Here is a 25,586-nt window from a genome sequence, read left to right on the forward strand (position 1 = left end):
CCGCGGCGCTCCGGACGCGCCGAGGGCGGGCACCCAGCGGTGCCCGCCCTCGGTCGGCCGCTCACCGGCGGCCGTGCGTCCTCGCTACGTCTCAGGCGTGCCCGAGGTCCGTCTCGGGGGCGCGGCGCGTCGTCCCCGTGACGTCGTCGAACTCCGTGAGCGCGTCCGCCTCGGTGGTCGCGACGAAGTCGGCGTCGGCGGCCTGCTCGCCGAGGACGGTGTCGCCGGTGGCCGGCGTGATCGTCTCGCCGGGCACGTCGGCGTCCTTCTTCTTGCCCGAGGCTGCGGCGACGGCCGCCACCCCGGCAGCGGCGGCCGCGACACCAGCGACAGCAGCGGCTGCCTTGCCGGACACGCCCGCGTTGCCCGAGTCACCGCGGGACGCCTCGGCGTCCTCGACGCTCGGCGTGAGCACGCCCGGCGTCCCGGCGACGGCGCCACGCCACGCACCGGTGGGGTAGCCCTCGGACTCGATGAACTCCTTGAACCGGGCAAGGTCGGCCGTGACCTGGCGCTCCGCGAGGTTGAGGGCGTCAGCCGCCTTCTCGATGAGCCCCTCGGGCTCGTACTCCATGGTGAGCGCGACCTCGGTGCGGCCGCCGAGGTCGCGGAACCGCACGGCTCCGGCGTTCGTCGTGCCCTCAGTCGCAGCCCAGGAGATCTTCTGGTCGGGGACCTGCTCGAGGATGCGCGCCTCCCAGCGGCGGCGGACGCCGCCGATCTCGACGACCCACTCCAGCCGGTCCTCGGCGAGCTGGGTGATGCTCTTGACCCCACCCATGAAGTGGGGGAACTCCTCGAACTGCGTCCACTGGTTGTAGACGGTGCGGACGGGGACGTTCACCTCGATGGACTTCTCGACCTGCGTGGCCATCCGTTCCTCCTCCAAAGCGGTACGGGCGCGGTGTGCGCCCGCCAGCCAGCATTGCCGACGTCCGGTGACCTCGCGCGGCGAGGGAGGCGCGTGGCGGGCGACCACCGGAGGGCGGTGGCCCGGGCCGTCAGACGACGAGCGTGAGCGTCGCCGGTATCCGCGCGCGGGTCGGCGCCGACAGCTCGGCGTCCCGGAGCTCGGTCCCGACGAGCTCCCCCGCGGCCGCGAGCACGCCGGCGGCGTCGGCCGGTTCGGGCGCGGGGCGGGTGAGCAGGTGCCGGGTGAGGACGCCGCGGGTGTGCTTGGCGTTGTGCGAGACGACGGTCCGTCGTCCGGCGGTCTCGCGCACCACCCGCACCTCGACCCAGTCGGCGTCCGACGGCGGCCGGTACGCCGCGCGGTACGTCGAGGACCGGGCGTCGACGACGACGTCGCCGGACGCGCGCGGGTCGAGCGCACCGGCGAGCTCGCCGCGCCAGAAGGCCGGAAGCGGTCCGACGCCCGGCAGGTCGGTGCCCATCGACAGGCGGTAGGCGGGGATGGCGGCGGCGGGGGAGAGCGCCCCCCACAGCCCCGAGACGGTGAGGACGCTGCGGGCCGCCCGCTCCCGGGCGGCGTCGTCCAGGTCGGCGAGGCCCGCCGCGGCGTAGAGCACGCCGGTGTAGACCCGGGCCGCGGGGGCGACCGGCTCCTCCGCCAGGCGGGTGTTGCGGGCGACCTCCCCGGCGAGCGACGCCCCGACGCCGAGCACCTCCACCGCGTCCCCCCGGGCGCTCGCGCGGCGCAGCGCCGTGAGCACACGGGTCCGGGCGCTGGTGAGCTCGGGGAAGGTGAGGGAGGGCAAGTGGAGGCGGGTGCCGTCGTCGTCGGCTGGGGCGGTCTTGCCCTCCGACGGCGGCAGGAGGATGAGCACCGAAGGATCCTACGTGGCCGGTGGACGGCTAGGATCGGGGCGGATGAGTCGGCCAGGCGGTCGCGGCGCCCCTCGGGGCGACGAGGAACGTCCGGGCTCCACAGGGCGGGGTGGTGGGTAACGCCCACCCGGGGTGACCCGCGGGACAGTGCCACAGAAAGCAGACCGCCACCGTCGGCCTCGGCCGGCGGTGGTAAGGGTGAAACGGTGGTGTAAGAGACCACCAGCGTGCCGGGTGACCGGTGCGGCTAGGTAAACCCCACCCGGAGCAAGACCAGACAGCAGGCGTTCGAGGGCTGCCCGCCCGAGCCTGCGGGTAGGTCGCTGGAGGCGTGCGGCAACGTACGTCGTAGATGGATGGCCGCCACCGCGGCGCCGGTAACGGCACCGCGGGACAGAACCCGGCGTATCGGCCGACTCATCCCTTCACCTCGCGCTCGGGGGCAGTCCCGGCGCCCGCGGCTACTCCGACGGCATGAGGATCCACAGCACGACGTAGACGATCGCCTGGGTCCCCGGCAGCACGATCGACAGGACGAACAGCAGCCGCACGAGCCACGGGCTCCACCCGAACCGCCGGGCGAGCCCGGCGCAGACCCCCGCGAAGATGCGGCCCTGCCGCGGACGGGCGAGGCCCTGACGGGCGAAACCGGACGTGATGCCGCTCATGTGACGTGCTCCTTCGATCGTGGTCCCCCCAGCCTCGCGCGCGGGCGGGTGCGCCACATCGGGGATCCACCTGAGCCGCACCCTGATCTTCGGCCGGGGTGCCGGCGGCAGCCCCTCCCGGTGACCTTGCAGAGACGCTGTCCTCGTCGCCCGCATTTCCGCACGATCACGAGGGAGGGGAGGGGAGAGCGCGGGGCCGGGGGGGGCGCGAGGGTCAGGCCGCCTCGAGGGCGAGCAGGCGCTGCTTCACCGCCAGGCCGCCGACGTAGCCCCCCATCGAGCCGTCGGTGCGGACCACCCGGTGGCAGGGCACGACGACCGGCAGCGGGTTGAGCGCGCACGCCGTCCCCACAGCGCGGGTGGCGCGCGGGTTCCCGGCCAGGGCCGCGACCTGCGTGTATGTCGCCGTCGTGCCGTACGGGATGGTGGACAGGCGCTCGACGACGGCGGCCCGGAAGCCGCGGGCGAGCCGCAGGTCGAGGGGCACGTCGAACGCCCGGCGCTGGCCGGCGAAGTACTCGTCGAGCTCGCGGACCACGGGGTCCAGGCGCGCCGGGGCGTGGAGGATCCGGGGGCTGATCCGGGCGGCCAGCTCGGCGAGTGCGCCGTCCTGCCCGGCGAACGCCACGCGAACCAGGCCCCGTTGCGTGGCGGCGAGGAGGAGCTCGCCGACCGGCGTCTCGAAGCGCCGGTAGGCGATGTCGAGGTCGCCGCCGCGGTCGGCATCGCGGGCCAGCCGGGCGTGCAGGCGGGCGAGCGTCTCGCCGTCGTCGGCCGTCGCCAGGGGCGCGAAGAGGGCGGCGGCCTCGGCGGGGGCCTGAGCCTCGGCGCCGTCGAGGCCGGCGTCACGGGGGGCGAGGGGGTTGTTCATCGTCGGGCTCCTTCGAGGTAGGTGCGCCGCAGGGCGCGGACGCCGTCGGACCCGGCCTTGCGGGCGGCCTCGGGGGTGCCGCCGATGACGGCGGCCACCTCCACGTACGTGAGGCCGGCGAGGTAGTGGTAGGCGAGGCTGTGGCGCTGGCGCTCGGGCAGGTCCGCCAGGGCGGCCCACAGGTCCCGCTGCCAGGACCCGGGGTGCTCACCGTCGGTGAGCCGCGGCTCGGGCAGCGTGTCGGTGGGGACGGCGCGGCGGGCGCGGGCCCGGACGTGGTCGATGGCCTTGCGGTGGGCGATCGTCACGAGCCAGGCCTCGACGTTGGCGCCGGTGGGCAGGTCGGGGTAGGCGCGCAGGGCGGCGAGGAAGGTCTCCGACCACGCGTCCTCGGCGTCGACCGGCCCGAGGACGGCCCGGCAGACGCGCAGGACCGTCGCACCATGGGTCGCCACGACCGCCTCGAACGGCTCCACGCCACGAGCATGGCGCAGCGCGGCCCGGGATGGTGCACCGTTCGCAGTGGCCTCGTCCGTCGTCACGCTACGTAGACGCGCGGGGGCGGCGGAACGTGAGGTCCCGCCGGCCGCCCGCACGAGGGGCCTCGCACAGCGGTCAGATCCACCCGTGGCGCTGGGCCAGGTGCACCGCCTCGTGCCGGTTGGCCGCCCCGAGCTTGGCCGCGGCCGACGAGAGGTAGTTGCGCACGGTGCCCGGGGAGAGGTGGGCGCGCTGGGCGATCTCCTCCACCGGCGCGCCGCCGGCGGCGAGCTCGAGGACGTCGGCCTCGCGGGGGCTCAGCGGGGAGTCGCCCGCGCTGATGGCCTCGGCGGCGAGCTCGGGGTCGACGTAGCGCCCACCCGCGTGGACCTGGCGGACGACGTCGGCGAGCACCCGGGCCGAGACCGCCTTGGGCAGGAAGCCGGAGACGCCGGCGGCCAGCGCCCGCTTGAGGTATCCCGGGCGGCCGTGGCTCGTGACGATGACGGAGCGGCAGCCGGGCACCTCCGCGGCGAGCTGGTGCGCGGTGTCGATGCCGTCCAGCCCGGGCATCTGCAGGTCGAGGACGGCGACGTCCGGGGCGTGCTTGCGCCCGGCGGCGACCGCCTCGGGGCCCGACGCCGCCGTCGCGACGACCTCGAGGTCCTCCTCGAGCCGGAGCAGGGCGGCGACGGCGTCGCGGATGAGGGCCTCGTCGTCGGCGAGCAGGATGCGGATCATCGTCGTCCTTCGGTGCGGGCAGTGGTGGCGGTGGCGATCACCGGGACGGTCGCCGTGAGCGTGAAGGTCCCGCCGTCGTGCGCGGTGTCCAGCGCGCCGCCGACGGCGGCGAGCCGCTCGCGCAGCCCGAGCAGGCCGGACCCGCTGCTGAGCACCGGGGTGCGGTGGGCGCCGTCGTTGACGACGGTGAGCCGGGCGACGTCCCCAAGCTTCGCACCGTCCGGCCGGGGCCCGCCCGGGACCACGGCGAGGTCGATGGTGCACGTGCCCGGGTGGGCGTGGCGCACGACGTTGGTCACCGCCTCGCGCACCACCCAGGCGAGGGCCTGCTGGACCGGGTCGGGCAACGAGGCCCCCTCGCCGAGGACGCGGGTGCTCACCCCGGCCGCGCGCAGGACCGACCGGGCGCCGTCGAGCTCGGCCGCGAGGTCGACCTCGCGGTACCCGGCGACGACGCCGCGGACCTCCTTGAGGGAGTCCTGGGCGAGCTCGCGGACCTCGAGCATCTGGGCGAGGGCGCCGTCGTCGCCGCGGCGCGCCAGCTCGGCCGCGAGCTCGCTCTTCACTGCGATGGCGGAGAACGTGCGGCCGACCACGTCGTGCAGGTCCCGGGAGAAGCGCAGCCGCTCCTCGGCCACGGCCAGGCGGGCGTGTACGGTGCGCATGCGCTCCTGCTCCCACACCACGCCGAGCGTCCACGCCGACAGGCGGAAGGTCGCGGCCATCGCCCCGACGACGATGGCCGTGGTCATGGCGATGGGGACCGGGTGCCCACCGGCCGGCCCGCTGTCCCCGGGCCCGGGGAGCCCGAGCGACCCGGCGACGAGGGCGGCGACGACGAGCGTCCCGGCGACGAGGGCGCGGGTGCGCACCACGGGGGCGACCACCATGAGGGGGAGGGCCAGGGCGAGGGCCAGGGCGCCGGTGCGTCCGCCGAGGGCGTCGGCGGGCGGCTGCGACAGGGCCGCGACGGCGGTGACGAACGCGGCGCTGAGCCCGAGCGCGACGTACCACCCCGGCCGCACGCGCGGGCCACCGAGGAACTGCCGCAGGGTGCCGGACGTGACGAGGATCGCCAGGACCGTCTCGGTGAGCAGGCCACCGAGGTAGGCGAGGATCGGCGCCGGCTCCGCGAGGTCGGCGATCGCGGAGAGCCCGACGAGCGGCGCGGTGGCGAGCAGGATGTAGAGCGAGCCGCGGGTGTAGAGGTCGAATCGCTCGGGGTTGGTGCGCCGTCGCGCCATGTTGAGGCTGGTCACAGTGGCTCACTCTCCCAGACGGCGTGGTGGGTGGGGCCGTGCGGCCCGCGCTGCGCTGTGGACCGGTGCGCTGTGTACCGCTGCGCGGCGGTGCGCCGGCGGGCGTCCGCCGGCGCACCGTCGCAGTGGTCGGGTCAGCGACGCGGCTCCCAGCGCATGTACTTCACGACGGCGTAGCCGAGGACGAGCGCCCACGCGGCCATCACCGCGAGGGGCTGGGCGGCGGCGGTGAAGGTCTCGGCGAGGGTGAGCGGGTCGCCCTCGATGGTCGCGCCGCCGATCCCGATGGTGACGAGCTCCATGACGGGGTAGACGGGCAGGTAGCGCAGGACGGTGCCCACGGCATCCGGCAGCATCGGCATCGGGATGAGCAGCCCGGAGGCGAAGAAGCCGAGGAGGAACAGCGGCATCGTCGTCAGCTGGGCGGACTCGACCGTGCGGGTGCGGGCGCCGGTGAGGTAGGCGAGCTCGGCGAAGACGGCGCCGCCGAGCAGCATCCCGAGGAGCGCCACGAGCGGGTTGGTCAGCGCCGGGGCGTCCATGACCGCGGAGAGCGCGGCCGTGACGAGGACGACCTGGAGCAGGAAGATGAGGACGTTCGGCAGGGCGAGGGCGGCGAGGATCTCCCACGCGCGGGTCTCGCCGGTGCGCAGCCGCTTGAGGACGAGGGCCTCGCGGCGGGCGACGACGGCGGTGGTGAGGTTGATGTAGACGGACATCGACATGCCCATGAGGACGAGCAGGGCGATGAGGAGCGTCGTCGTCCCGCCCCCGGGGGCCGCGGAGGCAATGTCGTCCATGAGGCCCGAGGTGCCGAGCGCGAAGACGACGAGGGGTGCGGCGGCCACGGCGTAGAAGACGGCGACCGTGTTCCGGCTGAGCAGCGTGACCTCGGCGCGCGCGAGCGCGAGGAGGCGGCGGCCGGTGCCGCCTGAGGCGGGGCGGGCGGGAGTGGCAGTGGGGCTGAGCGTGGTCATCGAAAGGTCTCCGTTCAGGCGGCCGCGGTCGCGGGGCGACGGGCGTCGTGGGCGTGGTCGGCGTCGGTGGCGACGGCGAGGAAGGCCTGCTCGAGGCTCGCGCTGCGGGCGTCGAGGTCGGCGAGGGCGGCACCCGTACGGGCCGCCTCGGTGAGCAGCGCGGTGAGCGTGGCCTGGAGGTCGGTCGAGGTGAGGGTCCACGTGTGCCGCTCCACGGACGGTGCCGCGGCGAGGGCGGGCAGGGCCGACAGGTCGAGGCGGGCGACCCCGGCGCCGTCGGCGAAGGCGATGGTGGCGGTCTCGGCGGCGACGATCTCGGCGACGGTGCCCTCCCGGGCGACGCGGCCGGCGTGCATGATGGCGAGCCGGTCGGCGAGCGCCTCGGCCTCCTCGAGGTAGTGCGTCGTGAGCATGACGGTGACGCCGTCGTCGAGGAGACCGCGCACGAGCTCCCACGTGGTGCGGCGCGACTGCGGGTCGAGGCCGGTGGTGGGCTCGTCGAGGAAGAGGACCTCGGGCCGGCTCATGAGTGCCAGGGCGAGGTCGAGACGGCGCTGCTCGCCGCCGGAGAGGGAGGCGACCCGCACACCCCCGCGGTCCTCGAGGCCGACGGCGGCCAGGGCCTGCTCGACCGGGAGCGGGCGGGAGAGCGTGCCGTGCCACATGCGCGCCGTCTCGGCGGCGGTGAGCTCGGGCGGGAACCCGGCGTCCTGGAGCATGATGCCCATCCGAGGGCGGACCCTGGTGCGCTCGCGGAGCGGGTCGTGGCCGAGGATCCGGACCTGCCCGGCGGTGGCCGGTGCGAGGCCCTCGAGGACCTCGAGGGTGGAGGTCTTGCCGGCGCCGTTGGTGCCGAGCAGGGCGAAGAGCTCGCCCCGTCGGACGTGGAGGTCGACGCCGCGCACGGCCTCGAACGCGTCCTTCCCGGAGCCGTAGGTGCGGTGCAGTCCCTTTGCGGTGATCACTGAGGTGTCCATGCCTCTACCCTCCCGCCGGTTCGGGCCGGTTCCTCGTGCCAGGCGTCACCGGTTTGCGTGACGCCCGCACCGCACGGGCATGACAGATGTCACGGGTCCGGCCGCCGTCCGGATGCGGGCCGGCGCGGCGGCGGGCACGGTGGTCCTCATCCGAGCGAACGGAGACGGCGATGAGGACGACGACGGCGCTCGCGGCGGGGGGCCTCGCCCTCGCCGTGGTCCTGGCCTGGCGGTGGCGCGGCGCCGGGGACGACGAGGCCGCACCGGACGAGCGCTGGCTGGTCCTCACGGTGGACCGCCCGCCCGAGGAGGTGGCCGCGGAGCTCAGTGGCCTGCTCACCGACGAGGCGGTCGAGGTGGCGATCCGGCCCGCTCCGGGGGACCGCGGCAGTGAGCTGGCGGTCCGGGCGGTGGGCGGCACGCCGTCGCGTGACGACCTGCGCGCGGCGCTGCGGGAGGCCAAGCAGCTCATGGAGGTCGGCGAGGTGCTCCGGGTGGACCCACGGCCGGCGGGACGGCGGGCGGCGACGCCCATGGGCAAGGCGATGGACGTGGCGACCTCGTTCGCCGGGCGCAAGGGGGTGCTCTAGATGAAGGCGCTGTGCTGGACGGGGGTCAACGAGACGTCCGTGGAGAGCGTGCCGGACCCCGAGATCCTCAACGCGCACGACGTCATCGTGCGGGTGCGGCTGTCCACGACGTGCGGCTCCGACCTCCACCTGCTCGGTGGGTACATCCCCGCCATGCGCGCCGGTGACGTGCTGGGCCACGAGTTCCTCGGCGACGTCGTCGAGGTGGGCTCCGCGGTGCGCAAGCACCGGGTGGGTGACCGGGTGGTCGTGAGCTCCTTCATCGCCTGCGGCCGGTGCGCCTACTGCCGGCGCGAGCTCTACTCGCTGTGCGACAACGGCAATCCCAACCCCGCCATCACCGAGACGCTCTGGGGCTTCGCGCCCGGGGGCTGCTACGGCTACTCCCACGCGATGGGCGGGTTCGCGGGCAGCCACGCGGAGTACATCCGGGTGCCCTACGCCGACGTCGGCGCGTTCGCGGTGCCGGACGGCATCAACGACACCACCGCCCTGTTCGCCTCCGACGCCGCCCCGACCGGGTGGACCGGGGCCGACCTGGTGGGCATCGAGCCGGGCGACGTCGTCGCCGTGTGGGGCGCGGGCGCCGTCGGGCAGATGGCCGCGCTCGCGGCGCGCACCCGGGGCGCGGAGCGCGTCATCGTCATCGACCGGCTCCCGGAGCGGCTGGCGCAGGCGGAGCGGTACGTCGGTGCCGAGACGCTCGACTACTCCGCGGAGAACGTGCCGCAGGCGCTGCGCGAGCTCACCGGCGGGCGCGGGCCCGACGTGTGTCTCGAGGCGGTGGGGATGGAGGCGCACAGCGCCGGCCTCCAGCACGTCTACGACCAGGTGAAGCAGCAGCTGCGGATCCAGACGGACCGCGGCGCGGCGGTCCGCGAGGCCATCCACTCCTGCCGCAAGGGCGGGCGGGTGTTCGTCCTCGGGGTGTACGTGGGCGTCCTCGACACCTTCCCGCTGGGCGCCGTGATGAACAAGGGCCTCACCGTGCGCGGTGCGCAGATGCACGGCCAGCGGTACATCCCCGAGATCCTCGCCCGGATGGAGCGTGGGGAGGTGCCCAGCGCGCACCTCGCCACGCACGTCATGCCGCTCGACGACGGCCCGAAGGGCTACCAGATGTTCAAGGCCAAGGAGGACGGCTGCGTGCGCGCGGTGTTCCGGCCCTGACGGGCCGCGGCCGCTGACTCCCCGCGGCCCCTGACTCCTCGCCGCCGCTGACGACCCGCCGCTCGGGCGGCGGTGAGCGCTACGCCTCGGGGTCGGGCAGGGCGGAGGCCCGGCCGACCTTCTCCGCCGAGATGATGCTCAGCGACCCGTCGGTCTCGACGACGATCACTCCCACGTCGGACAGGTCTCCGAAGCCCTTCGACCGCACGGCCTGCCGCAGCTCGTCCATGGTGATTCGCTGGTCACGCATCGCCTTGGGCAGGGGCTCGCCGCCGCGCAGGATGATGGTCGGCTCGGCCCGCACCACCGTGAGGCTCCTGGGCCAGCGCGAGGACGTCCAGGTGACGAGGAACTGCAGGACGAGCAGCAGCGCGAGGGCTGCGAGGCCCTCGCTCCACGAGACGTCGGAGTTGAGCAGGACCGTCGCGAGGATCGAGCCCAGCGCCACGGTGACGACGAGGTCGAAGGCATTGAGCTGCGTGAGGGCTCGCTTCCCGGTGAGCCGCAGCAGCAGGACGAGCGAGACGTAGGCCGCGGCACCGACCGCCAGGACACGGCCGATGTCGGACCAGGAGTCGAACCACATGAGCGCCCTTCCGGGTCGGCGGATGGAGACGATGGGGTGCGGGGGCTCGCTCCCAGCGACCGTAGGGGCAGGGCCACCATGCCGCCACCGCGCCCTCGTGAGGCCCACCTCGGGTGCGCCGGGGCTACCTCGGGGACGAATTGGTTGGCGCCGAGGGTGCTCCTCGGGGGAAGGTGGGGGGCGTCGGAGAGCCCGGCCGTGCAGCAGACCAGTGAGGTGCACCATGCCTGACACCACCCCTGACCCCACCCCCGACGCCCCGGCCGACCAGACCGAGCAGGTCGACGCCGTCGAGGACGCCAAGACGAAGATGCGCGCCGCGCTCGACCGCAAGCGTGCCAACGGCCACCTCACGGCCGAGGGCCGGGCCAACACCGGCCGCGTCCACGGCTCCGAGGTCGCCGGCAGCAAGCGCGTGTTCCGCCGCAAGTCCGGCTGAGCCGCCCGACGGTGGACGCCCGACGCCCGCCCGTGCCTCCCGGTCCTGCCGGTGGCGCGGGCGGGCGTCCGTCGTCTGCCGTCCGGGGCATGCGGGGAGTGGACGGTCGCGGTCGATAGTTGTACCGTCAACTAATGACCGCCGCCCGGAGGACCCCGTGACCGTGCCCATCCCCGCCGCCCGCCACCGCGGATCGGCGGACGCGCTCGCCGCCGACACCGCGATGGGCGCCGTGACCCTGCTCGTCGGCGACCTCGACGGGCTCACCGCCTACTACCGCGACGCGCTCGGGCTCGACGTCCTCCTCGCCGTCGGCGCCGAGGTGACGCTGGGCCGGGGTGCCACGCCCCTGGTCGTCCTGCGCCACGACCCGTCGCTGCCGCGGGGGAGCCGGCGCAGCGCCGGGCTCTTCCACACGGCGATCCTCTACCCGGACCGTGCGGGCCTCGCCGCGGCGGTCGCCTCGGTCGCCCGCCGCGCCCCCGGGACCTTCGTCGGCAGCGCCGACCACCTCGTCTCCGAGGCCTTCTACTTCACCGACCCTGAGGGAAACGGCATCGAGCTGTACGCCGACCGCCCGCGCCAGGCATGGGGCTGGGTCGGCGGTCAGGTCCGGATGGACACGCTCGCCCTCGAACCGCACCGCTTCCTCGCCGAGCACTACGCCCCCGAGCGGCCGGCGGGGGGCGCCGTCGTCGGGCACGTCCACCTCCAGGTGGGGGACACGGCCACGGCGCGTGCCTTCTACGTCGACGCGCTCGGGTTCGACGTGACCGCGCAGGTGCCCGGCGCACTGTTCGTCGCCGCGGGCGGGTACCACCACCACATGGCGATGAACACGTGGAACAGCTCCGGTGCCGGCCCTCGCGTGCCGGCCCTCGGCCTCGGTCGCGTCGATGTGGTCCTGCCCACCAGCGACGACGTCGCCGCCGTCGCCGCTCGCCTGCGCGACCACGGGATCCCTGTTCGCGACGACGGCGCGAGCCTCGAGGTGGACGACCCGTGGCGCAACCTCGTCCGGGTGACGACGACGGCGGCGGGTTAGGCTCCGTTTCGTGCAGCCCTGGTCAGCCCCGCCCGTCCCGCAGCTTCCTGGAAGGGGCGGACCGGTCCGCCTCTACGACTCCGCCCGGGGCGGAGTCGTCACGGCCGGGGACGAGGGGCCCGCGACGCTCTACGTCTGTGGGATCACCCCCTACGACGCCACCCACATCGGCCACGCGAGCACGTACATCGGGTTCGACCTGCTCGTGCGGGCCTGGCTGGACGCCGGGCGTGAGGTGCACTACGTCCAGAACGTCACCGACGTCGACGACCCGCTCCTCGAGCGCGCGACGGCGACCGGCATCGACTGGCGCGACCTCGCGCAGTCCCAGACCGAGCTCTTCTTCTCCGACATGGTCGCCCTGCGGGCGCTCGCGCCCGAGCACTACGTCGGCGCCGTCGAGTCCATCCCCCTCGTCGTCGACGCGGTCACCCGCATGCTCGACGAGGGCACGGCCTACCGGGTGCCACTGCCCGAGGGTGCCGGCGGCGAGGACCCCGGCCTCGGGGACGTCTACGCCGACCTGTCGGCGGACCCGCGCTTCGGCAGCGCGTCCGGGCTCAGCGAGACGGAGATGGCCGGGCTCTTCGCCGAGCGCGGGGGAGACCCGGACCGTCCCGGCAAGCGTCACCCGCTCGACCCCCTGCTGTGGCTGCGGAGCCGGCCCGGCGAGCCCACGTGGGACGGCGGGGCCCTGGGCAGCGGGCGCCCGGGGTGGCACATCGAGTGCGCCTGCATCGCCGGGACCTACCTCGGCGTTCCCGTCGAGGTGCAGGGCGGGGGGTCCGACCTCGCGTTCCCGCACCACGAGATGAGCGAGTCCCACCTGCGCGTGCTCACCGGCCAGGACCAGCCCGTCCACGTCCACGCGCACGGCGGGATGGTCGCCTACCAGGGCGCGAAGATGAGCAAGTCGCTGGGCAACCTCGTCCTCGTCTCCCAGCTCGTCGCCGCTGGGGAGGACCCCATGGCGGTGCGGCTCGCCCTCATCGGTCACCACTACCGCGACGACTGGGAGATCTCCTGGGTCCGGCTGCGGCAGGCCCAGGGGCGCCTGGCCCGCTGGCGGGCGGCGTTCGATGCCCCGGCTGGCCCGGCCGCCGAGCCGATGCTCGCCGCCGTGCGGGCGGCTCTGGCGAACGACCTCGACTCCTCCGCCGCGATCACCGCCGTCGACGCGTGGGTCGCGCGCGTCGAGTCCGGGACGGCCGAGCCCGTCGAGGGCGCCCCGGCGCTCGCGCGCCAGGTGGTCGACGCGCTGCTCGGGATCGTCTGAGCGGCGTCAGCCCCGGGGCGAGGGCCCCGGGCCCCTGTCCCGGCGGCGGAGGTACCGCTCGAACTCGCGGGCGATCGCCTCACCGCTTGCCTCGGGCAGCTCGGCGGTGTCCTTCGCCTCCTCCAGCTGGCGGACGTACTCGGCCACCTCCGGGTCCTGCTGCGCGAGGTCGTCGACGCCGGACTGCCAGGCCTGGGCCTCCTCGACGAGGTCGCCCATGGGCAGCGGCTCCCCGACGAGCTCCTCGAGGGCGTTGAGGAGGGCGAGCGTCGCCTTGGGGGACGGCGGCTGTGCGACGTAGTGCGGCACGGCGGCCCAAAGGCTCATCGCGTGGAGGTCGCGCTCCTGGGCGAGGTGGGCGAGGACGCCGACGATGCCCGAGGGTCCCTCGTAGTCCGAGCCCTCGGCGCCGAGCAGCGCCTGGACGCGCGGGTCCTCGCTGGTCACCTGGCACGGGATCGGGCGGGTGTGGGGGACGTCGGCGAGCAGCGCGCCGACGACGACGATGCTCCCGGCGTTCCAGCCCTGCGCCACCTCGAGGATCTCCTCGCAGTAGTCGAGCCACCGGAAGGACGGCTCGATGCCCTGCACGAGGATGACGGTGCGCCCGGCCACGGGCGTGCGGGCGACCGAGATCGTCGTCGTCGGCCACGTGAGGACGCGCGTCCCGTCCTCGTCGGTCTCCATGACCGGCCGGTTCACCTGGAAGTCGTGGAAGTCCTGCGGGTCGAGCTCGTGGACGACGGTGGCGTCCCAGGCGTCGGCGATCATCGCCAGCGCCTGGCTGGCGGCGGCACCGGCGTCGTTCCAGCCCTCGAAGGCTGCGACGACGATGGCCGGCGTCTGGTCCGCCGGGTCGGGCGTGGTGCCCTCGAGGGAGAAGGGACGATCCGTCATGACGCCAGCCTATGCGCCGCAGCCGCCCGCGCGACGGTGAGGCCGCTCCCGCGCGCGCCGCAACCTAGCGGGGGGCGCCGGCGCGCCCGCGGGTCCGCGACAGCAGCCCGCGCGCGGCCAGCCCCACCGCCGCGACGGCCACCGCGACGACGAGCGGCGGGACGACGAGGTCCGGCATCGTGACGGCGGCGCGGAAGACCTGCACCCCGTACTCGAGCATCCCGGGCAGGTCGCGGGCGAGGACGCGGCTGCCCACCGCGCTGCTCACGGCGGTGAGGAGCGCGGGGACGAGCCACAGCCCGAGGAGCACGGCGCAAGCCGCCACGGCCCGGCCCGGCGTCCGCACCCCGGCCCACGCCACCGCGGCACCGATGAGGACGGGGGCGACCCACCGCAGGGCCCCGAGGAGCGTCATGGCGTTGTCCCCGGGCACGGTGCCGGACGGGACGACCAGGGCTCCCAGCCACGACTGGAGGAGCAGGGCGGCGACGCCCAGCCCGAGGAGCGCGCCCGCGCGGGGAGCGCGGGCGACGAGGAGCAGCACCACCACCCCGACGAGGACCGACGCCACCGCCACCGCCACCAGTCCGGCGAGGTAGAGGGTCGACTCCGTCCGGTCCTCCAGGCCGGCGTCGACGGCCAGTGCGGTCTGCACCACCGCGGCGCCCTGGACCACCAGGACGCCGGCCAGCGCTGCGGCGAGGCTCAGCCGTCCGGCGCGCACGGCGATCCCGGCAAGGGCGGCCCCGGTGACGATGAGCGCGGGGATGGTCGTCACCTGGTACTGGCTGAAGGGCAGGAGCACGAGCGGCATCTGGTCGGGGATGCCCTCGGTGGCCCAGAGGTTCTGCAGCGGCAGCCGCATCCCCGAGACCAGCCAGGGCAGCAGCCCGACGACGGCGGCCACCGCGCCCACGACGAAGCCGCGTGCCGGTCGGCTGCGCGAGGGCGCGGCGTGCGTCACGGTGGCCTGTGCCGAGACCGTCATGAGCGGCTCCCCGTCGGTCGGCCCGGGATCTCGCTCACCGGGGATCTCCGTCGTCATATGTCGGGCCGATCGGCGGGTGCCACCCGGACCGTGGATCGCCCCGGACCCTATCGCCGGGGTGGGGGCACGGCCAGGGGTTTGAGTGTCGCCGAAGGGGGCCCACGGGCGCACACCGGTGCCCGTCCCGGGCCGCCGCCTAGACTCGGGGGGATGCCTTCGAACCCCGCCACCGCCGCCGCCACCACCTCCGTCGCCGACCTCGCCCTGCCCGCCGCCCTCCTGTGGGACATGGACGGCACCCTCGTCGACACCGAGCCCTACTGGATCCAGGCGGAGATCGACCTCGCTGCCGAGCACGGCGGCAGCTGGACGCACGAGCAGGCGCTCCAGCTCATCGGCCGGCCGCTCACCGACTCGGCGAGCATCCTGCGCGAGCAGGGCGGGATCCGGGGAACCGACGACGAGATCGCGGACACGCTCGTCGCCCGGGTGGCGGAGCGGGTCCGCCGGGACGGCCCGCCGTGGCGTTCGGGCTCCCGCGAGCTGCTCGAGGCCGCCCGCGCGGCCGGCGTGCCGTGCGCGCTCGTGACGATGTCCTACCGCGTCCTCGCGGAGGCCGTCCTCGACACGCTCGAGCCCGGCACCTTCGCCACCGTCGTCACCGGCGACGAGGTCACCCACGGCAAGCCCCACCCGGAGGCCTACCTCACCGCCGCCGCGACGCTCGGAGCGGCGCCGGCCGAGTGCGTGGCCCTCGAGGACTCCACCGTCGGGGTGGCCGCCGCCGAGGCGGCGGGCGTGCCGACGATCGCAGTCCCGCTCATGGTGGAGATCCCCGCAGCCCCCGGCCGCAGCCGCGTGCGCGACGTCGGCACGCTCACCCTGGAGGACCTGTCCCGCGTGGCCGGCGGCGAGGTCATCGAGCGCGTCTGAGGCCACCCGCGCGCGCGTCCGAGACCACCCGCGGGCGGGTCTAAGGTCGCCCGCCGGTCAGTCGACGGCGGAGCCCACCACCGTGTCGGAGCCTGGGAAGTAGAGGGACTCCTCGCCCCGCCCGGCCCAGCGCACCACCCACGGTGGGTCCCCGGCCGCCCCGCGCACCTCGACGACCTCACCCTCGCGGGTCGGCTCGTCCACCCGGCGGGAGGCGACGACGACGCGGTCACCCACGTTCGCCTTCATGGCACCCTCCTTCGCGCACCGGCGGCGCCCCTCGCCGCCGCGTCCAGTGTCGCGCGGCGGGGCGTCCCTGTCAGCCCCGCAGCGCGAGGCGCGACGGGTGCGACGGGCGAGGGAAGCCGCCGGGGAGAACGCCCGGGGGACTCCGGACGTCAGGCGCCGACGGTGACGGCGTCGTCCGCCACCGCGTCGGCCGACTCCTCGGCGACGGCCGTCACGGAGACGGTGTCGTCCAGCACGGGCCCCGCCGCCGACTCGGTGCGCGCGGCACCGAGGAGGCGCGCCAGGCCCTCGGCCGGCACCTCCGGCGGCGTGCCGCCGAACGCCGGGCACAGCGCCTGGAAGCTGCACCAGTCGCACAGCCGCGACGTGCGGGGCCGGAACTCGCCCGTCCGCGCGGCCCGGCTGATCTGCTCCCAGAGGAACTCGATGCGGGCCTCCGTGGCGAGCAGGTCCGCCTCCGTGGGGTCCATGGTGAGCACGCGCTCGTCGCCGAGGTAGACGAGCTGGAGCCGGCGGGGGATGACGCCGTGCAGGCGCCAGATCATCAGCCCGTAGAAGGTGAGCTGGAAGAGCGCGTCGCCGCTGTACTGGGGCTTGGGGGAGCGGCCCGTCTTGTAGTCGACGATCCGCACGGCGCCGTCGCCGGCGACGTCCACGCGGTCGATGAAGCCGCGGAGCAGCACCCCGGAGGCGAGCTCGACCTCGACCGACAGCTCCCGGCGCGCGGGCTCGAGGCGCTGGGGGTTCTCCACCCGGAAGTACGTGCCCAGCAGCGTGCGGGCCTGCTCGAGCCACTCGGCGAGCGCCTCCGGGGTGGCGAACATCGCCGGGACGTCGGGGTTCTGCTCCCGCATCTCCGCCCACGCCGGGTCGAGCAGACCGAGCGCGGCGTCGGGGTTGCGGGCCGGGGCGGGCAGGTCGAAGAGGCGCTCAAGCACGGTGTGCACGAGCGTGCCGCGCGCCGCGGCGGGGCTCGGCGGCTCCGGCAGGCGGTCGACCGCGCGGAGGCGGAACAGCAACGGGCACTGCACGAAGTCCTTGACCCGCGAGGGCGACAACGCGGCCCGGTACGGGGCGGCGGGAACGTCGGTCTCGGGCATGCCGTCACTGTAAGCGGACCCCCCGACACGCTCGCGCCTCCACGCCGCACCTGTGCGCGCCGCGTGCGCAGCGTCACCGGTGGAGGAGGCCCGCCGGTCGCGGCCGATGGCCACCGACATAGGCTGGCGAGCGTGACTGCGCCCGCGGACCGGCAACGCTGGGGCACCCGCACGTCCGCCGGCTGGGTGATCGGTCACATCGGCGGCGCCCCGCTCCTGCTGTCGCCGTCGTGGTTCCTCATCGCCGCAGTCCTGGCGCTGCTCTTCCTGCCCACCGTCTCCCTCCGGGTGCCCGGGCTCGGGACGATCGGCGCGCTGCTCGCCGCCGCCGGGTTCCCCCTCATGCTGCTCGTCTCGGTGCTCGCGCACGAGGTGGCCCACGGCCTCACCGGGCGTCGGGTCGGCTCGCCGCCGAGCGAGTACGTCCTCACCCTCTGGGGCGGCCACACACAGTTCCGGCACGAGCTGGCGACGCCGGGCACGTCGGCCGCCGTCTCCGTCGCGGGCCCGGTGGCCAACGCCGTGCTCGCCGTGGCGGCGTGGGGGCTGCTCGTCGCCACCCCGGTCACCGGGTTCGTCGAGCTCCTGCTCCAGGCGGCCACCGTGGCCAACGGCGTCGTCGCGGCGTTCAACCTCCTGCCCGGCCTGCCCCTCGACGGCGGGCGGGTGCTCGAGGCCCTCGTGTGGAAGGTCACCGGGGACCGGCTGCGCGGCACCGTGGCGGCGGGCTGGGGCGGGCGGGCCGTCGTCATCGGGCTCGTCGTGGTCTTCGTCCTCCGGCCGCTCGGCGCGGGGGCGCGGCCCTCCCTCGTCACGATGGTCTGGGTCGCCGTGCTCGGGGCGTACCTGTGGTCGGCCGCGAGCCGGACCATCGCGACCGCGCGCGCCTACCTGGCCGCCGCCGGGTTGGACCTGCGCGCGCTCGCCGACCCCGCGCGCGTCATGGCCGCCGGCACGTCGCTCGCCTACCTCGACACCTTCGCCGCCCCCGGCGCCGTCGTCCTCACCGACGAGGCCCACCGGATCACCGGGCTCGTCGACCCGGAGGCGGCGGCCCAGGTGCCCCCCGCCGCCCGCGGCACGACGCCGCTGAGCGCCGTGGCGACCGCCCTGCCACAGACCGCCGTCGTCACGGTGATGGAGGGGGCGCGCGCGGCCGGGGCGGTGGCCCATGCCGCGCGCACCTCCGCGCTCGTGGTGCTCGTCGACGGCGCCCGCGGCGTCGTCGGCGTCCTGCCCGTGCGCCGGCTGGAGGAGGCCCTCTCCAGCCGGCGGCCGCGCCGCACTGCGTAGACTTCCCGCCCGTGACCTCAGCCCCGCAGGACCCCGAGACCACCCCCACCGGGGCCCTCCCGTACGACCAGGAGCCGCTCGACGGCCTCGCCGACGTCGGTGAGGAGCCCGACGCCGCGACCCCCGCCGCCCCCGCCGGTCTGGCCGCCGACGACGCCGCCCCGACCCCCGACGACGTGCAGGCCCAGGCCGACGACGCCGCCCCGACCCCCGACGACGCGCAGGCCCAGGCCGACGACGCCGCCCCGACCCCCAACGACCACGACGACGAGCCGCGCGAGCCCTGGACGGCGGACGCCTCCGGGGACCGCCCGCTGGGCGCCGCCCGGCGCCGCGGGCCGCTGCGCGTGGGGGAGCGGGTCCAGCTCACCGACCCCAAGGGCCGCCTGCACACCATCACGCTCACACCCGGCGCCACGTTCCAGACCCACCGCGGCTACTTCCGTCATGAGGACGTCATCGGCATGTCCGAGGGCAGCGTCATCACGACGACCTCGGGCGTGGAGTTCCTCGCCCTGCGCCCCCTGCTCGCCGACCACGTCCTGTCGATGCCCCGCGGCGCCCAGGTGATCTACCCCAAGGACGCCGCGCAGATCGTCGGCGAGGGCGACATCTTCCCCGGCGCCCGCGTCGTCGAGGCGGGCGTCGGCTCCGGGGCGCTGAGCATGTCCCTGCTCCAGGCCATCGGCGAGCGCGGCCAGCTCCTGTCCATCGAGCGCCGCGAGGACTTCGCCGACATCGCCCGGGCCAACGTCAAGGCGTGGTTCGGCGGTGAGCACCCCGCGTGGCGCGTCGAGGTCGGCGACCTCGCCGACGTCCTGCCGCGGGTCGCCGAGCCGGGCACCGTGGACCGCGTCGTGCTCGACATGCTCGCCCCCTGGGAGAACCTCGAGGTGGTCGGCGAGGCGCTCGCGCCCGGCGGCGTCCTCGTCGCCTACGTCGCCACGACGACGCAGCTGTCCCGCTTCGTCGAGGACGCCAAGGACATCGGCCTGTTCACCGAGCCGCGCGCCTGGGAGACCATGGTCCGGGGCTGGCACCTCGAGGGCCTGGCCGTGCGCCCGGACCACCGGATGATCGGCCACACCGGCTTCCTCGTCACCACGCGGCGGATGGCCCCCGGCGTCCAGCCGCCGCTGCGCCGTCGTCGCCCCGCCAAGGGCGCCTACTCCGACGACCTCGGCCCCGAGGACTTCGGCGAGCGCACCGTCTCGGACAAGAAGATCCGCCGGGTGCGCCGCGACGTCACCCGCCTCCTGGAGACCGACGGCGGCAGCCCGGCGTGACCCGCCGACCGCCCGGTGTGCGTCTCACGCCGGGCGGTCCTGAGCGCGGTCGACGGCGCCGGTGACCTACCGTTGACGCAGGGACAGGAGGCGGTGACATGACGGAGCCCGGGATGGCCGCGTTCAGCGACAACCGCGTGCGCGAGCTCGAGACGCAGGCGGCGAGCCTGGCGGCGAAGAACGAGCGGCTCGCCACCGCCCTCAGCGCCGCCCGCGGCCAGCTGGAGAGCATGCAGGACCAGCTCGAGGCGATGTCCCGCCCGCCGAGCAGCTACGCCGTCCTCGTCGCCGCCCACCTCGACGAGCGCGAGGCGGACGTCGTCGCCTCGGGGCGCAAGCTCCGCGTCGCCGTCGCCCCGTCCGTGCCGCTGGGCGCGCTGCGCCCCGGCCAGGAGGTCCGCCTCAACGAGGCCATGGTCCTCGTGCGCGGGGCGGGGTACGAGCGCACCGGGGAGCTCGTCGCCGTCAAGGAGGTCCTCGACGGCGACCGGGTGCTCGTCGTTGCCCGCTCCGACGACGAGCGCGTCCTGCGCCTCGCCGGCCCCCTCACCACCGACCCCGTGCGGGTCGGTGACACCCTCCTCGCCGACCTGCGGACCGGGTTCGCCCTCGAGCACGTCGAGCGGGCCGAGGTGAGCGAGCACCTGCTCGAGGAGACGCCGGACGTCGCGTACACCGACATCGGCGGGCTGGGCGCGCAGATCGAGCAGATCCGCGACGCCGTCGAGCTGCCGTTCCTCCACCCCGAGCTCTACCGCGAGCACGGGCTCAAGCCACCCAAGGGCGTCCTCCTCTACGGCCCCCCCGGGTGCGGCAAGACGCTCATCGCCAAGGCGGTCGCCACGTCGCTGGCGATCGCCGCGGCCGGGGACCGCGCCCCCGACGGCGCCGCTCCGGTGGCCGGCGACGGCGGGGCGCGCAGCTACTTCCTCAACATCAAGGGCCCCGAGCTCCTCAACAAGTACGTCGGCGAGACCGAGCGGCAGATCCGGGTGATCTTCGACCGGGCGCGGGAGAAGGCGTCCCAGGGCATCCCCGTCATCGTCTTCTTCGACGAGATGGACTCCCTGTTCCGCACCCGTGGCACGGGCCTGTCCAGCGATGTGGAGACGACGATCGTCCCGCAGCTGCTCAGCGAGATCGACGGCGTCGAGCGGCTCGACAACGTCATCATCATCGGCGCCTCCAACCGCGAGGACATGATCGACCCGGCCATCCTGCGCCCGGGGCGGCTCGACGTGAAGATCAAGATCGAGCGGCCCGACGCCGACGGCGCCAAGGAGATCGTCGCCAAGTACCTCACCCCGGACCTGCCGCTCCACCCTGCCGAGCTCGCCGCGCACGACGGCGACCCGGCGCGCACCGTGGCCGCGATGATCGAGCGCGTCGTCGACCACCTCTACGCCCCGGTGCCGGAGAACGAGTTCCTCGAGGTCACCTACGCCGGGGGTGACAAGGAGGTGCTCTACGTCAGCGACTTCGCCTCCGGTGCGATGCTCGCGAACGTCGTCGACCGGGCGAAGAAGAACGCCATCAAGGACCTCATCGCCACCGGTGTGCGCGGCCTGCGCACCGAGCACCTGCTCGCCGCCTGCGCCGCCGAGGTCCACGAGAACGGGGAGCTCCCGAGCACGACCAACCCCGACGACTGGGCCCGCGTGGCCGGCAAGAAGGGGGAGCGGATCGTCTTCCTGCGCACCCTCGGCGCCCAGGGCACCGAGGACGTCTCGCGCGCCGTCGAGACCGTCGACGCCCGGCTGTGAGGCCCGCGTGAGCGTGCGGCGCCCCATGGGCATCGAGACCGAGTACGGCGTCCTGCGCCCGGGGGACCCGCGCGCCAACCCCGTCGCGCTGTCGACCGCCGTCGTCGCCGCCTACGCCGCCACGACGACGACGGCGCGGTGGGACTACGAGGGCGAGGACCCCCTCGCCGACGCCCGCGGGTTCCGGCTCGACCGGGCGTCCGCGCACCCGAGCCAGCTCACCGACGCCGGCGCGCCGCGCCTGGCCCCGCTCGGCCCGCTCGAGCGCCGCCGGGAGCCGGTGGGCGGACGGCCGGTCGCGTCGAACGTCGTCCTGCCCAACGGCGCGCGGCTCTACGTCGACCACGCGCACCCGGAGTACTCCAGCCCCGAGGTGATGGGCCCCCTCGACGCCGTGCGGTGGGACCGCGCGGGGGAGGAGGTCATGCGCCGCGCTGCCGCCGCCCTCGCCGCCGGGGGTGAGGACGTCGCGCTGTACAAGAACAACGTCGACGGCAAGGGCCAGTCCTACGGCACGCACGAGAACTACCTCGTGGACCGGGCGGTGCCGTTCGGGGAGGTGGTCCGCTACCTCACGCCGTTCCTCGTCACCCGGCCGGTGTTCTGCGGGGCCGGGCGCGTGGGGATCGGCCAGCGCAGCGACGTCGCCGGTTTCCAGATCTCCCAGCGGGCCGACTTCGTCGAGGCGGAGGTGGGGCTGGAGACCACGCTCAACCGGCCGCTGGTCAACACCAGGGACGAGCCTCACGCGGACCCGGGCCGCTACCGCCGCCTGCACGTCATCGTCGGCGACGCCACCCTCCTCGAGGTCTCCACCTACCTCAGGCTCGGGACCACCTCGCTCCTGCTGTGGCTGCTCGAGGTCGGCGAGGTCCCCCTCGAGCTCGACGCCCTCGCCCTCGCCGACCCGGTGGGCGAGACGCACGCCGTCAGCCACGACCCCGGCCTCACCCACCGCCTCCAGCTCGCCGACGGGCGCGAGCTGACCGCACTGGAGATCCAGGGCGTCTACCTCGAGGTCCTCACCGACGCCGTCGGGCGCCACGGCGCCGACGCCGAGACGGCCGACGTCCTCGCCCGGTGGGGGTCGGTCCTCGCCCGGCTGGCCGAGGACCCCGCCACGTGCGCCGCGGAGGTGGAGTGGGTGGCCAAGCTGCGCCTGCTCGACGGGATGCGCCGCCGCGACGGCCTCACCTGGGACGACCCCCGGCTGGCGGCGCTGGACCTGCAGTGGTCCGACGTGCGCGCGGAGCGGAGCATCTACGGCCGCCTCGCGGCCGCCGGGGCGGTGGAGCGGCTCGTCACCGACGACGACGTCGCCGGTTGCGTCGCGCGCCCACCGCAGGACACCCGGGCGTGGTTCAGGGGCGAGACGATCCGCCGCTACGGCGCCGGTGTCGCCGCTGCCGGCTGGGGCTCCGTGCTCCTCGACGTCCCCGGCGCCCCGACGCTTGCGCGGGTGCCGCTGCCGGACCCGCAGGTCGGCACCCGGGACCGCGCGGGGGCGACGCTGGAGGCCAGCGCCGACGTCGGCGCGCTGGTCGCGGCGCTGCGCGCGCCGGACTGACGCCTCGGGCCGGCTCGGCCCCGGCGGACAGGTCGACCTAGAATCGCGGTACCGACACCGGGAGGTAGGCCATGGCGCAGGAGCAGCACCGTAGGGTCTCGCGCGAGGACGACGACGCCGCGGTCCCCGCGCCCCTGCCGCCGGCCGGCGCCGCGGCAGCCCAGGCCCGCGACAGCGACCTCGACGCGCTCCTCGCCGACATCGACACGGTGCTCGAGACCAACGCGGAGTCCTTCGTGCGCGGGTTCGTGCAGAAGGGCGGCCAGTGAGGCCCGCACGGCGGATCTACGGGCTGGAGACCGAGTACGGCATCACCGTCGACGGCGGCCGTCCCAGCGAGCGGGGCGCGGAGCCGGTGAGCGCCGACGAGGCCGCCCGGTACCTCTTCCGCAAGGTGGTGGCCCTCGGGCGCTCCTCGAACGTCTTCCTGCGCAACGGCGCCCGGCTCTACCTCGACGTGGGCTCCCACCCCGAGTACGCCACCGCCGAGTGCGACGACGTGCGTGACGTCGTCGTCCAGGACCGCGCGGGGGAGCGGATCCTCAACGAGCTCGCGGACGAGGCGTCCGCCCGGCTCGCCGAGGACGGCGTCACGGGACGGATCCACCTCCTCAAGAGCAACGTCGACTCCGCGGGCAACGCGTTCGGCTGCCACGAGAACTACCTCATCCGGCGGCGCGGCGACTTCGCGCGCACCGTCGGCGAGCTCGTCCCCTTTCTCGTCACCCGCCAGATCCTCACCGGCGCCGGGACCGTGCGCACCACCCCGTCGGGTCCGGTCTACTGCTTCTCCCAGCGCTCGGAGCACCTGTGGGAGGCGATGAGCTCGGCCACCACCCGTTCCCGCCCCATGATCAACTCGCGGGACGAGCCGCACGCCGACCCCGAGCTCTACCGCCGCCTCCACGTCATCTCCGGCGACTCCTCCGTCGCCGAGACCACGACGCTCCTCAAGACCGGGATGACCGGGCTCGTCCTCGACCTCCTCGAGTCCGGCACCCGGCTGGGCGACCTCGTCCTCGCCGACCCCATGCGGGCCATCCGCGACGTCGCCCGCGACCTCACCGCGCGCACCCCGCTGGAGCTGGCGGACGGGCGGCGCCTCAGCGCCCTGGAGATGCAGGAGGAGTACCTCGCCCGCGTCCTCGCCCACCTCGACGGCGCCGACCTCAGCGACACCGACCGGCGGGTCCTCGAGCTCTGGGAGCGTGGGCTGCGGGCCGTTCGCACGGGCGAGCACTCCCTGGTGGACACCGAGCTGGACTGGGCCATCAAGAAGCGGCTCCTCGACCGCTACCGCACCCAGCACGGCCGGGCCTTCGACGAGGTCCGCACCGCGCGGCTGCTCCTCGCCTACCACGACATCTCCCCGCGCGACGGGCTCGCCGCGACCATGCGCGCGCGCGGGCTCATGGCCACGGTGGCGACGGACGAGGAGGTGGCCCGCGCCGTCACCGTGCCGCCGCAGACGACGCGCGCCAAGCTCCGCGGCGACTTCGTCGGCGCCGCCCAGGACCACCGCCGGGACCACACCGTCGACTGGGTGCACCTCAAGCTCGGGGACCTCGGTCAGCGCACCGTCCTGTGCAAGGACCCCTTCGCCAGCACCGACGAGCGCGTCGACCGGCTCATCGCCGCCGCCAGCGCGCCCCGTGCACCCCTGGGCGGTGGCGCGCCGGCGTGAGGTGCCTCGCTCCGTGGCCTGCGTCATGGCACGCGGTGCTGGGGCGGACGTAGGCTGCCGAACGTGCGCGTTCTGAGACTTCTCGTCGGCGTCCTCGCCGTGGTCCTGGGCCTGGTCGGCTGCACCGACCAGCCCAGCACCGAGGAGCCGACGGACACGATGTCCGTGACCGGGGCCTTCGGCCGCGCGCCGATCGTCTCCTTCGACGTGCCGCTGCCCCTCACCGAGGGCGAGGCGGAGGTCATCGTCGAGGGCGAGGGCCGCGAACTGGCCGCCGACCAGCCAGCGCTGCTCGCGCTGACTGCGTACGACGGGGACGACGGCGCCGTCCTCGAGGACCGCGGCGCGGGCGAGGCACGCACCCTCCTGCTCACCCCGGACGACGTCGGCGAGGACCTCTACGACGTCCTCGTCGGGGCGACCGAGGGCAGCCGCCTGATCGTCACGCAGCCGATCAGCGCCGAGGACGGCGACCGCATGCTCGTCCTCGTCATCGACGTCCTGCCCACGAGCGCCCAGGGCGAGGCCGTCGCGCCGCCCGAGGGGTCGCCCACGGTGACTGTCGGCGCCGATGGCGCCCCGGTCATCACCCTGCCCGACGCCGAGCCCCCGAGCAGCCTCGAGGTCATCCCGCTCATCCGCGGCGAGGGCGACCAGGTCCGGCCCGGCCAGGAGGTGACGCTGCAGTACACGGCCGTCACTTGGCCCGGCGGCGAGGTGTACGACTCGACGTGGGCCGCGGGCGCCCTGCCCCGCACGGTCGCTATCGACGACACGTTCCCCGGCCTGCGCGACGGGCTCATCGACCAGCGGGTGGGCTCCCGGGTGCTGCTCATCGTGCCGCCCGCCCTCGGCGCCGGCACGCACACGCTCGTCATGGTCGTCGACATCCTCGCGACGGCGGGCGGCGACGGCGAGGTCGTCGTGCCGAGCCCGGCGACGACGGAGTAGCGCCGGCG

General features: G+C 75.0%; 27 protein-coding genes and 1 other RNA gene. 14 read left to right on the forward strand and 14 right to left on the reverse strand.

Translation table 11 applies throughout. From position 1 onward, the window contains the following. Positions 1 to 91: 91 nt before the first annotated feature. Entirely contained in the window at positions 92 to 874 is a 783-nt protein-coding gene (locus EBO36_RS05785) for an SRPBCC family protein (RefSeq protein ID WP_122823774.1), read from the reverse strand. A 127-nt stretch (positions 875 to 1,001) separates the two neighbouring features. Next, positions 1,002 to 1,787 carry a YaaA family protein gene (locus EBO36_RS05790; RefSeq protein WP_122823775.1) on the reverse strand — a complete coding sequence of 262 codons (786 nt, stop codon included), beginning with the start codon at positions 1,785 to 1,787 and terminating at the stop codon, positions 1,002 to 1,004. A 44-nt stretch (positions 1,788 to 1,831) separates the two neighbouring features. Here EBO36_RS05790 and rnpB point away from each other — a divergent pair. After that, positions 1,832 to 2,212, forward strand: an RNA gene (gene rnpB / locus EBO36_RS05795) — RNase P RNA component class A. A 37-nt stretch (positions 2,213 to 2,249) separates the two neighbouring features. Here the strand turns inward: rnpB and EBO36_RS05800 are convergent. From EBO36_RS05800 to EBO36_RS15890, 7 genes are all read right to left on the reverse strand, one after another. Then, positions 2,250 to 2,456 (reverse strand): PspC domain-containing protein, encoded by a 207-nt coding sequence (locus tag EBO36_RS05800; protein WP_122823776.1) that lies wholly within the window; start codon positions 2,454 to 2,456, stop codon positions 2,250 to 2,252. A 214-nt stretch (positions 2,457 to 2,670) separates the two neighbouring features. Beyond that, the gene (locus EBO36_RS05805; protein ID WP_122823777.1) at positions 2,671 to 3,327 is read right to left on the reverse strand and encodes a methylated-DNA--[protein]-cysteine S-methyltransferase; all 657 of its coding nucleotides are present in this window, start codon (positions 3,325 to 3,327) and stop codon (positions 2,671 to 2,673) included. After that, positions 3,324 to 3,803, reverse strand: a complete 480-nt coding sequence (locus tag EBO36_RS05810; protein ID WP_206515562.1) for an RNA polymerase sigma factor — start codon at positions 3,801 to 3,803, stop codon at positions 3,324 to 3,326. The genes EBO36_RS05805 and EBO36_RS05810 overlap by 4 nt, the downstream gene beginning before the upstream one ends. 139 nt (positions 3,804 to 3,942) lie before the next feature. Next, positions 3,943 to 4,548 carry a response regulator transcription factor gene (locus EBO36_RS05815; protein WP_122823778.1) on the reverse strand — a complete coding sequence of 202 codons (606 nt, stop codon included), beginning with the start codon at positions 4,546 to 4,548 and terminating at the stop codon, positions 3,943 to 3,945. After that, positions 4,545 to 5,807, reverse strand: a complete 1,263-nt coding sequence (locus tag EBO36_RS05820; RefSeq protein WP_122823779.1) for a sensor histidine kinase — start codon at positions 5,805 to 5,807, stop codon at positions 4,545 to 4,547. Before EBO36_RS05820 ends, EBO36_RS05815 begins: the two co-directional genes overlap by 4 nt. Positions 5,808 to 5,941: 134 nt before the next feature. Further along, complete coding sequence (locus EBO36_RS05825; RefSeq protein WP_122823780.1) at positions 5,942 to 6,784, reverse strand: ABC transporter permease; 843 nt, start codon at positions 6,782 to 6,784, stop codon at positions 5,942 to 5,944. Positions 6,785 to 6,798: 14 nt separating this feature from the next. Continuing rightward, positions 6,799 to 7,761, reverse strand: coding sequence for an ABC transporter ATP-binding protein (locus tag EBO36_RS15890; RefSeq protein WP_122823781.1), 963 nt, complete (start codon positions 7,759 to 7,761; stop codon positions 6,799 to 6,801). A gap of 170 nt (positions 7,762 to 7,931) precedes the next feature. On the opposite strand from EBO36_RS15890, the gene EBO36_RS05835 reads away from it, so the two are divergent. Both EBO36_RS05835 and EBO36_RS05840 read left to right on the forward strand, forming a co-directional pair. Continuing rightward, positions 7,932 to 8,351, forward strand: a complete 420-nt coding sequence (locus tag EBO36_RS05835) for a hypothetical protein (RefSeq protein ID WP_187695849.1) — start codon at positions 7,932 to 7,934, stop codon at positions 8,349 to 8,351. Further along, positions 8,352 to 9,521 (forward strand): zinc-dependent alcohol dehydrogenase, encoded by a 1,170-nt coding sequence (locus EBO36_RS05840; protein WP_122823782.1) that lies wholly within the window; start codon positions 8,352 to 8,354, stop codon positions 9,519 to 9,521. A 79-nt stretch (positions 9,522 to 9,600) separates the two neighbouring features. Here EBO36_RS05840 and EBO36_RS05845 read toward each other — a convergent pair whose 3' ends face one another. Next, positions 9,601 to 10,107: a DUF421 domain-containing protein gene (locus EBO36_RS05845; protein WP_122823783.1), complete on the reverse strand. Its 507-nt coding sequence runs from the start codon at positions 10,105 to 10,107 to the stop codon at positions 9,601 to 9,603. A 223-nt stretch (positions 10,108 to 10,330) separates the two neighbouring features. On the opposite strand from EBO36_RS05845, the gene EBO36_RS05850 reads away from it, so the two are divergent. From EBO36_RS05850 to mshC, 3 genes are all read left to right on the forward strand, one after another. Next, entirely contained in the window at positions 10,331 to 10,546 is a 216-nt protein-coding gene (locus EBO36_RS05850; RefSeq protein WP_122823784.1) for a DUF5302 domain-containing protein, read from the forward strand. Positions 10,547 to 10,769: 223 nt separating this feature from the next. Next, entirely contained in the window at positions 10,770 to 11,591 is an 822-nt protein-coding gene (locus EBO36_RS05855; RefSeq protein ID WP_122825481.1) for a VOC family protein, read from the forward strand. A gap of 10 nt (positions 11,592 to 11,601) precedes the next feature. Further along, complete coding sequence (gene mshC / locus EBO36_RS05860; protein WP_122823785.1) at positions 11,602 to 12,867, forward strand: cysteine--1-D-myo-inosityl 2-amino-2-deoxy-alpha-D-glucopyranoside ligase; 1,266 nt, start codon at positions 11,602 to 11,604, stop codon at positions 12,865 to 12,867. 6 nt (positions 12,868 to 12,873) lie between these two features. Here mshC and EBO36_RS05865 read toward each other — a convergent pair whose 3' ends face one another. Both EBO36_RS05865 and EBO36_RS05870 read right to left on the reverse strand, forming a co-directional pair. Further along, complete coding sequence (locus EBO36_RS05865) at positions 12,874 to 13,764, reverse strand: PAC2 family protein (protein ID WP_122823786.1); 891 nt, start codon at positions 13,762 to 13,764, stop codon at positions 12,874 to 12,876. Between the two features lie 64 nt (positions 13,765 to 13,828). Further along, on the reverse strand, positions 13,829 to 14,752 hold the full coding sequence (locus EBO36_RS05870; RefSeq protein ID WP_164471366.1) for a hypothetical protein: 924 nt from the start codon (positions 14,750 to 14,752) through the stop codon (positions 13,829 to 13,831). 210 nt (positions 14,753 to 14,962) lie between these two features. Between EBO36_RS05870 and EBO36_RS05875 the strand changes: the two genes are divergently transcribed. After that, positions 14,963 to 15,685: an HAD family hydrolase gene (locus tag EBO36_RS05875; protein WP_122823788.1), complete on the forward strand. Its 723-nt coding sequence runs from the start codon at positions 14,963 to 14,965 to the stop codon at positions 15,683 to 15,685. Between the two features lie 57 nt (positions 15,686 to 15,742). Here EBO36_RS05875 and EBO36_RS05880 read toward each other — a convergent pair whose 3' ends face one another. Together EBO36_RS05880 and EBO36_RS05885 are read right to left on the reverse strand one after the other, a co-directional pair. Beyond that, a complete protein-coding gene (locus EBO36_RS05880) occupies positions 15,743 to 15,934 on the reverse strand; it encodes a DUF1918 domain-containing protein (protein WP_122823789.1) in 192 nt (63 codons plus the stop codon). 149 nt (positions 15,935 to 16,083) lie between these two features. Next, entirely contained in the window at positions 16,084 to 17,034 is a 951-nt protein-coding gene (locus tag EBO36_RS05885) for a RecB family exonuclease (RefSeq protein WP_122823790.1), read from the reverse strand. Positions 17,035 to 17,166: 132 nt separating this feature from the next. Here EBO36_RS05885 and EBO36_RS05890 point away from each other — a divergent pair, with 132 nt between their 5' ends. The 7 genes from EBO36_RS05890 to EBO36_RS05920 all read left to right on the forward strand — a co-directional run bounded on the left by EBO36_RS05890 (position 17,167) and on the right by EBO36_RS05920 (position 25,578). Further along, positions 17,167 to 18,327, forward strand: coding sequence for a site-2 protease family protein (locus EBO36_RS05890; protein WP_164471367.1), 1,161 nt, complete (start codon positions 17,167 to 17,169; stop codon positions 18,325 to 18,327). Between the two features lie 314 nt (positions 18,328 to 18,641). Further along, positions 18,642 to 19,613: a tRNA (adenine-N1)-methyltransferase gene (locus tag EBO36_RS05895; protein WP_244925403.1), complete on the forward strand. Its 972-nt coding sequence runs from the start codon at positions 18,642 to 18,644 to the stop codon at positions 19,611 to 19,613. Between the two features lie 98 nt (positions 19,614 to 19,711). Further along, positions 19,712 to 21,376 carry a proteasome ATPase gene (gene arc, locus EBO36_RS05900; protein ID WP_244925372.1) on the forward strand — a complete coding sequence of 555 codons (1,665 nt, stop codon included), beginning with the start codon at positions 19,712 to 19,714 and terminating at the stop codon, positions 21,374 to 21,376. A gap of 25 nt (positions 21,377 to 21,401) precedes the next feature. Next, positions 21,402 to 22,943: a depupylase/deamidase Dop gene (gene dop / locus EBO36_RS05905; RefSeq protein ID WP_280525431.1), complete on the forward strand. Its 1,542-nt coding sequence runs from the start codon at positions 21,402 to 21,404 to the stop codon at positions 22,941 to 22,943. A gap of 71 nt (positions 22,944 to 23,014) precedes the next feature. Then, complete coding sequence (locus EBO36_RS05910; protein WP_122823793.1) at positions 23,015 to 23,212, forward strand: ubiquitin-like protein Pup; 198 nt, start codon at positions 23,015 to 23,017, stop codon at positions 23,210 to 23,212. Continuing rightward, the gene (gene pafA / locus EBO36_RS05915; RefSeq protein WP_122823794.1) at positions 23,209 to 24,627 is read left to right on the forward strand and encodes a Pup--protein ligase; all 1,419 of its coding nucleotides are present in this window, start codon (positions 23,209 to 23,211) and stop codon (positions 24,625 to 24,627) included. Before EBO36_RS05910 ends, pafA begins: the two co-directional genes overlap by 4 nt. 63 nt (positions 24,628 to 24,690) lie before the next feature. Then, on the forward strand, positions 24,691 to 25,578 hold the full coding sequence (locus EBO36_RS05920) for an FKBP-type peptidyl-prolyl cis-trans isomerase (RefSeq protein ID WP_164471368.1): 888 nt from the start codon (positions 24,691 to 24,693) through the stop codon (positions 25,576 to 25,578). The last annotated feature ends 8 nt before the right edge of the window (positions 25,579 to 25,586 follow it).

The organism is Georgenia faecalis, from assembly GCF_003710105.1.
Taxonomy (GTDB): domain Bacteria; phylum Actinomycetota; class Actinomycetes; order Actinomycetales; family Actinomycetaceae; genus Georgenia_A; species Georgenia_A faecalis.

Excerpts from the sequence above, each read along its gene's own strand:
- EBO36_RS05835 (WP_187695849.1), top strand. The coding sequence starts at position 7,932 with ATGAGGACGACGACGGCGCTCGCGGCGGGGGGCCTCGCCCTCGCCGTG.
- EBO36_RS05855 (WP_122825481.1), top strand. The coding sequence starts at position 10,770 with ATGGGCGCCGTGACCCTGCTCGTCGGCGACCTCGACGGGCTCACCGCC.
- EBO36_RS05785 (WP_122823774.1), bottom strand. The coding sequence starts at position 874 with ATGGCCACGCAGGTCGAGAAGTCCATCGAGGTGAACGTCCCCGTCCGC.
- EBO36_RS05825 (WP_122823780.1), bottom strand. The coding sequence starts at position 6,784 with ATGACCACGCTCAGCCCCACTGCCACTCCCGCCCGCCCCGCCTCAGGC.
- EBO36_RS05870 (WP_164471366.1), bottom strand. The coding sequence starts at position 14,752 with ATGACGGTCTCGGCACAGGCCACCGTGACGCACGCCGCGCCCTCGCGC.
- EBO36_RS05800 (WP_122823776.1), bottom strand. The coding sequence starts at position 2,456 with ATGAGCGGCATCACGTCCGGTTTCGCCCGTCAGGGCCTCGCCCGTCCG.
- EBO36_RS05910 (WP_122823793.1), top strand. The coding sequence starts at position 23,015 with ATGGCGCAGGAGCAGCACCGTAGGGTCTCGCGCGAGGACGACGACGCC.
- EBO36_RS05815 (WP_122823778.1), bottom strand. The coding sequence starts at position 4,548 with ATGATCCGCATCCTGCTCGCCGACGACGAGGCCCTCATCCGCGACGCC.
- dop (WP_280525431.1), top strand. The coding sequence starts at position 21,402 with ATGGGCATCGAGACCGAGTACGGCGTCCTGCGCCCGGGGGACCCGCGC.
- arc (WP_244925372.1), top strand. The coding sequence starts at position 19,712 with ATGACGGAGCCCGGGATGGCCGCGTTCAGCGACAACCGCGTGCGCGAG.
- EBO36_RS05875 (WP_122823788.1), top strand. The coding sequence starts at position 14,963 with ATGCCTTCGAACCCCGCCACCGCCGCCGCCACCACCTCCGTCGCCGAC.
- EBO36_RS05880 (WP_122823789.1), bottom strand. The coding sequence starts at position 15,934 with ATGAAGGCGAACGTGGGTGACCGCGTCGTCGTCGCCTCCCGCCGGGTG.
- EBO36_RS05865 (WP_122823786.1), bottom strand. The coding sequence starts at position 13,764 with ATGACGGATCGTCCCTTCTCCCTCGAGGGCACCACGCCCGACCCGGCG.
- EBO36_RS05845 (WP_122823783.1), bottom strand. The coding sequence starts at position 10,107 with ATGTGGTTCGACTCCTGGTCCGACATCGGCCGTGTCCTGGCGGTCGGT.
- EBO36_RS05805 (WP_122823777.1), bottom strand. The coding sequence starts at position 3,327 with ATGAACAACCCCCTCGCCCCCCGTGACGCCGGCCTCGACGGCGCCGAG.
- EBO36_RS15890 (WP_122823781.1), bottom strand. The coding sequence starts at position 7,761 with ATGGACACCTCAGTGATCACCGCAAAGGGACTGCACCGCACCTACGGC.
- EBO36_RS05840 (WP_122823782.1), top strand. The coding sequence starts at position 8,352 with ATGAAGGCGCTGTGCTGGACGGGGGTCAACGAGACGTCCGTGGAGAGC.
- EBO36_RS05885 (WP_122823790.1), bottom strand. The coding sequence starts at position 17,034 with ATGCCCGAGACCGACGTTCCCGCCGCCCCGTACCGGGCCGCGTTGTCG.
- EBO36_RS05850 (WP_122823784.1), top strand. The coding sequence starts at position 10,331 with ATGCCTGACACCACCCCTGACCCCACCCCCGACGCCCCGGCCGACCAG.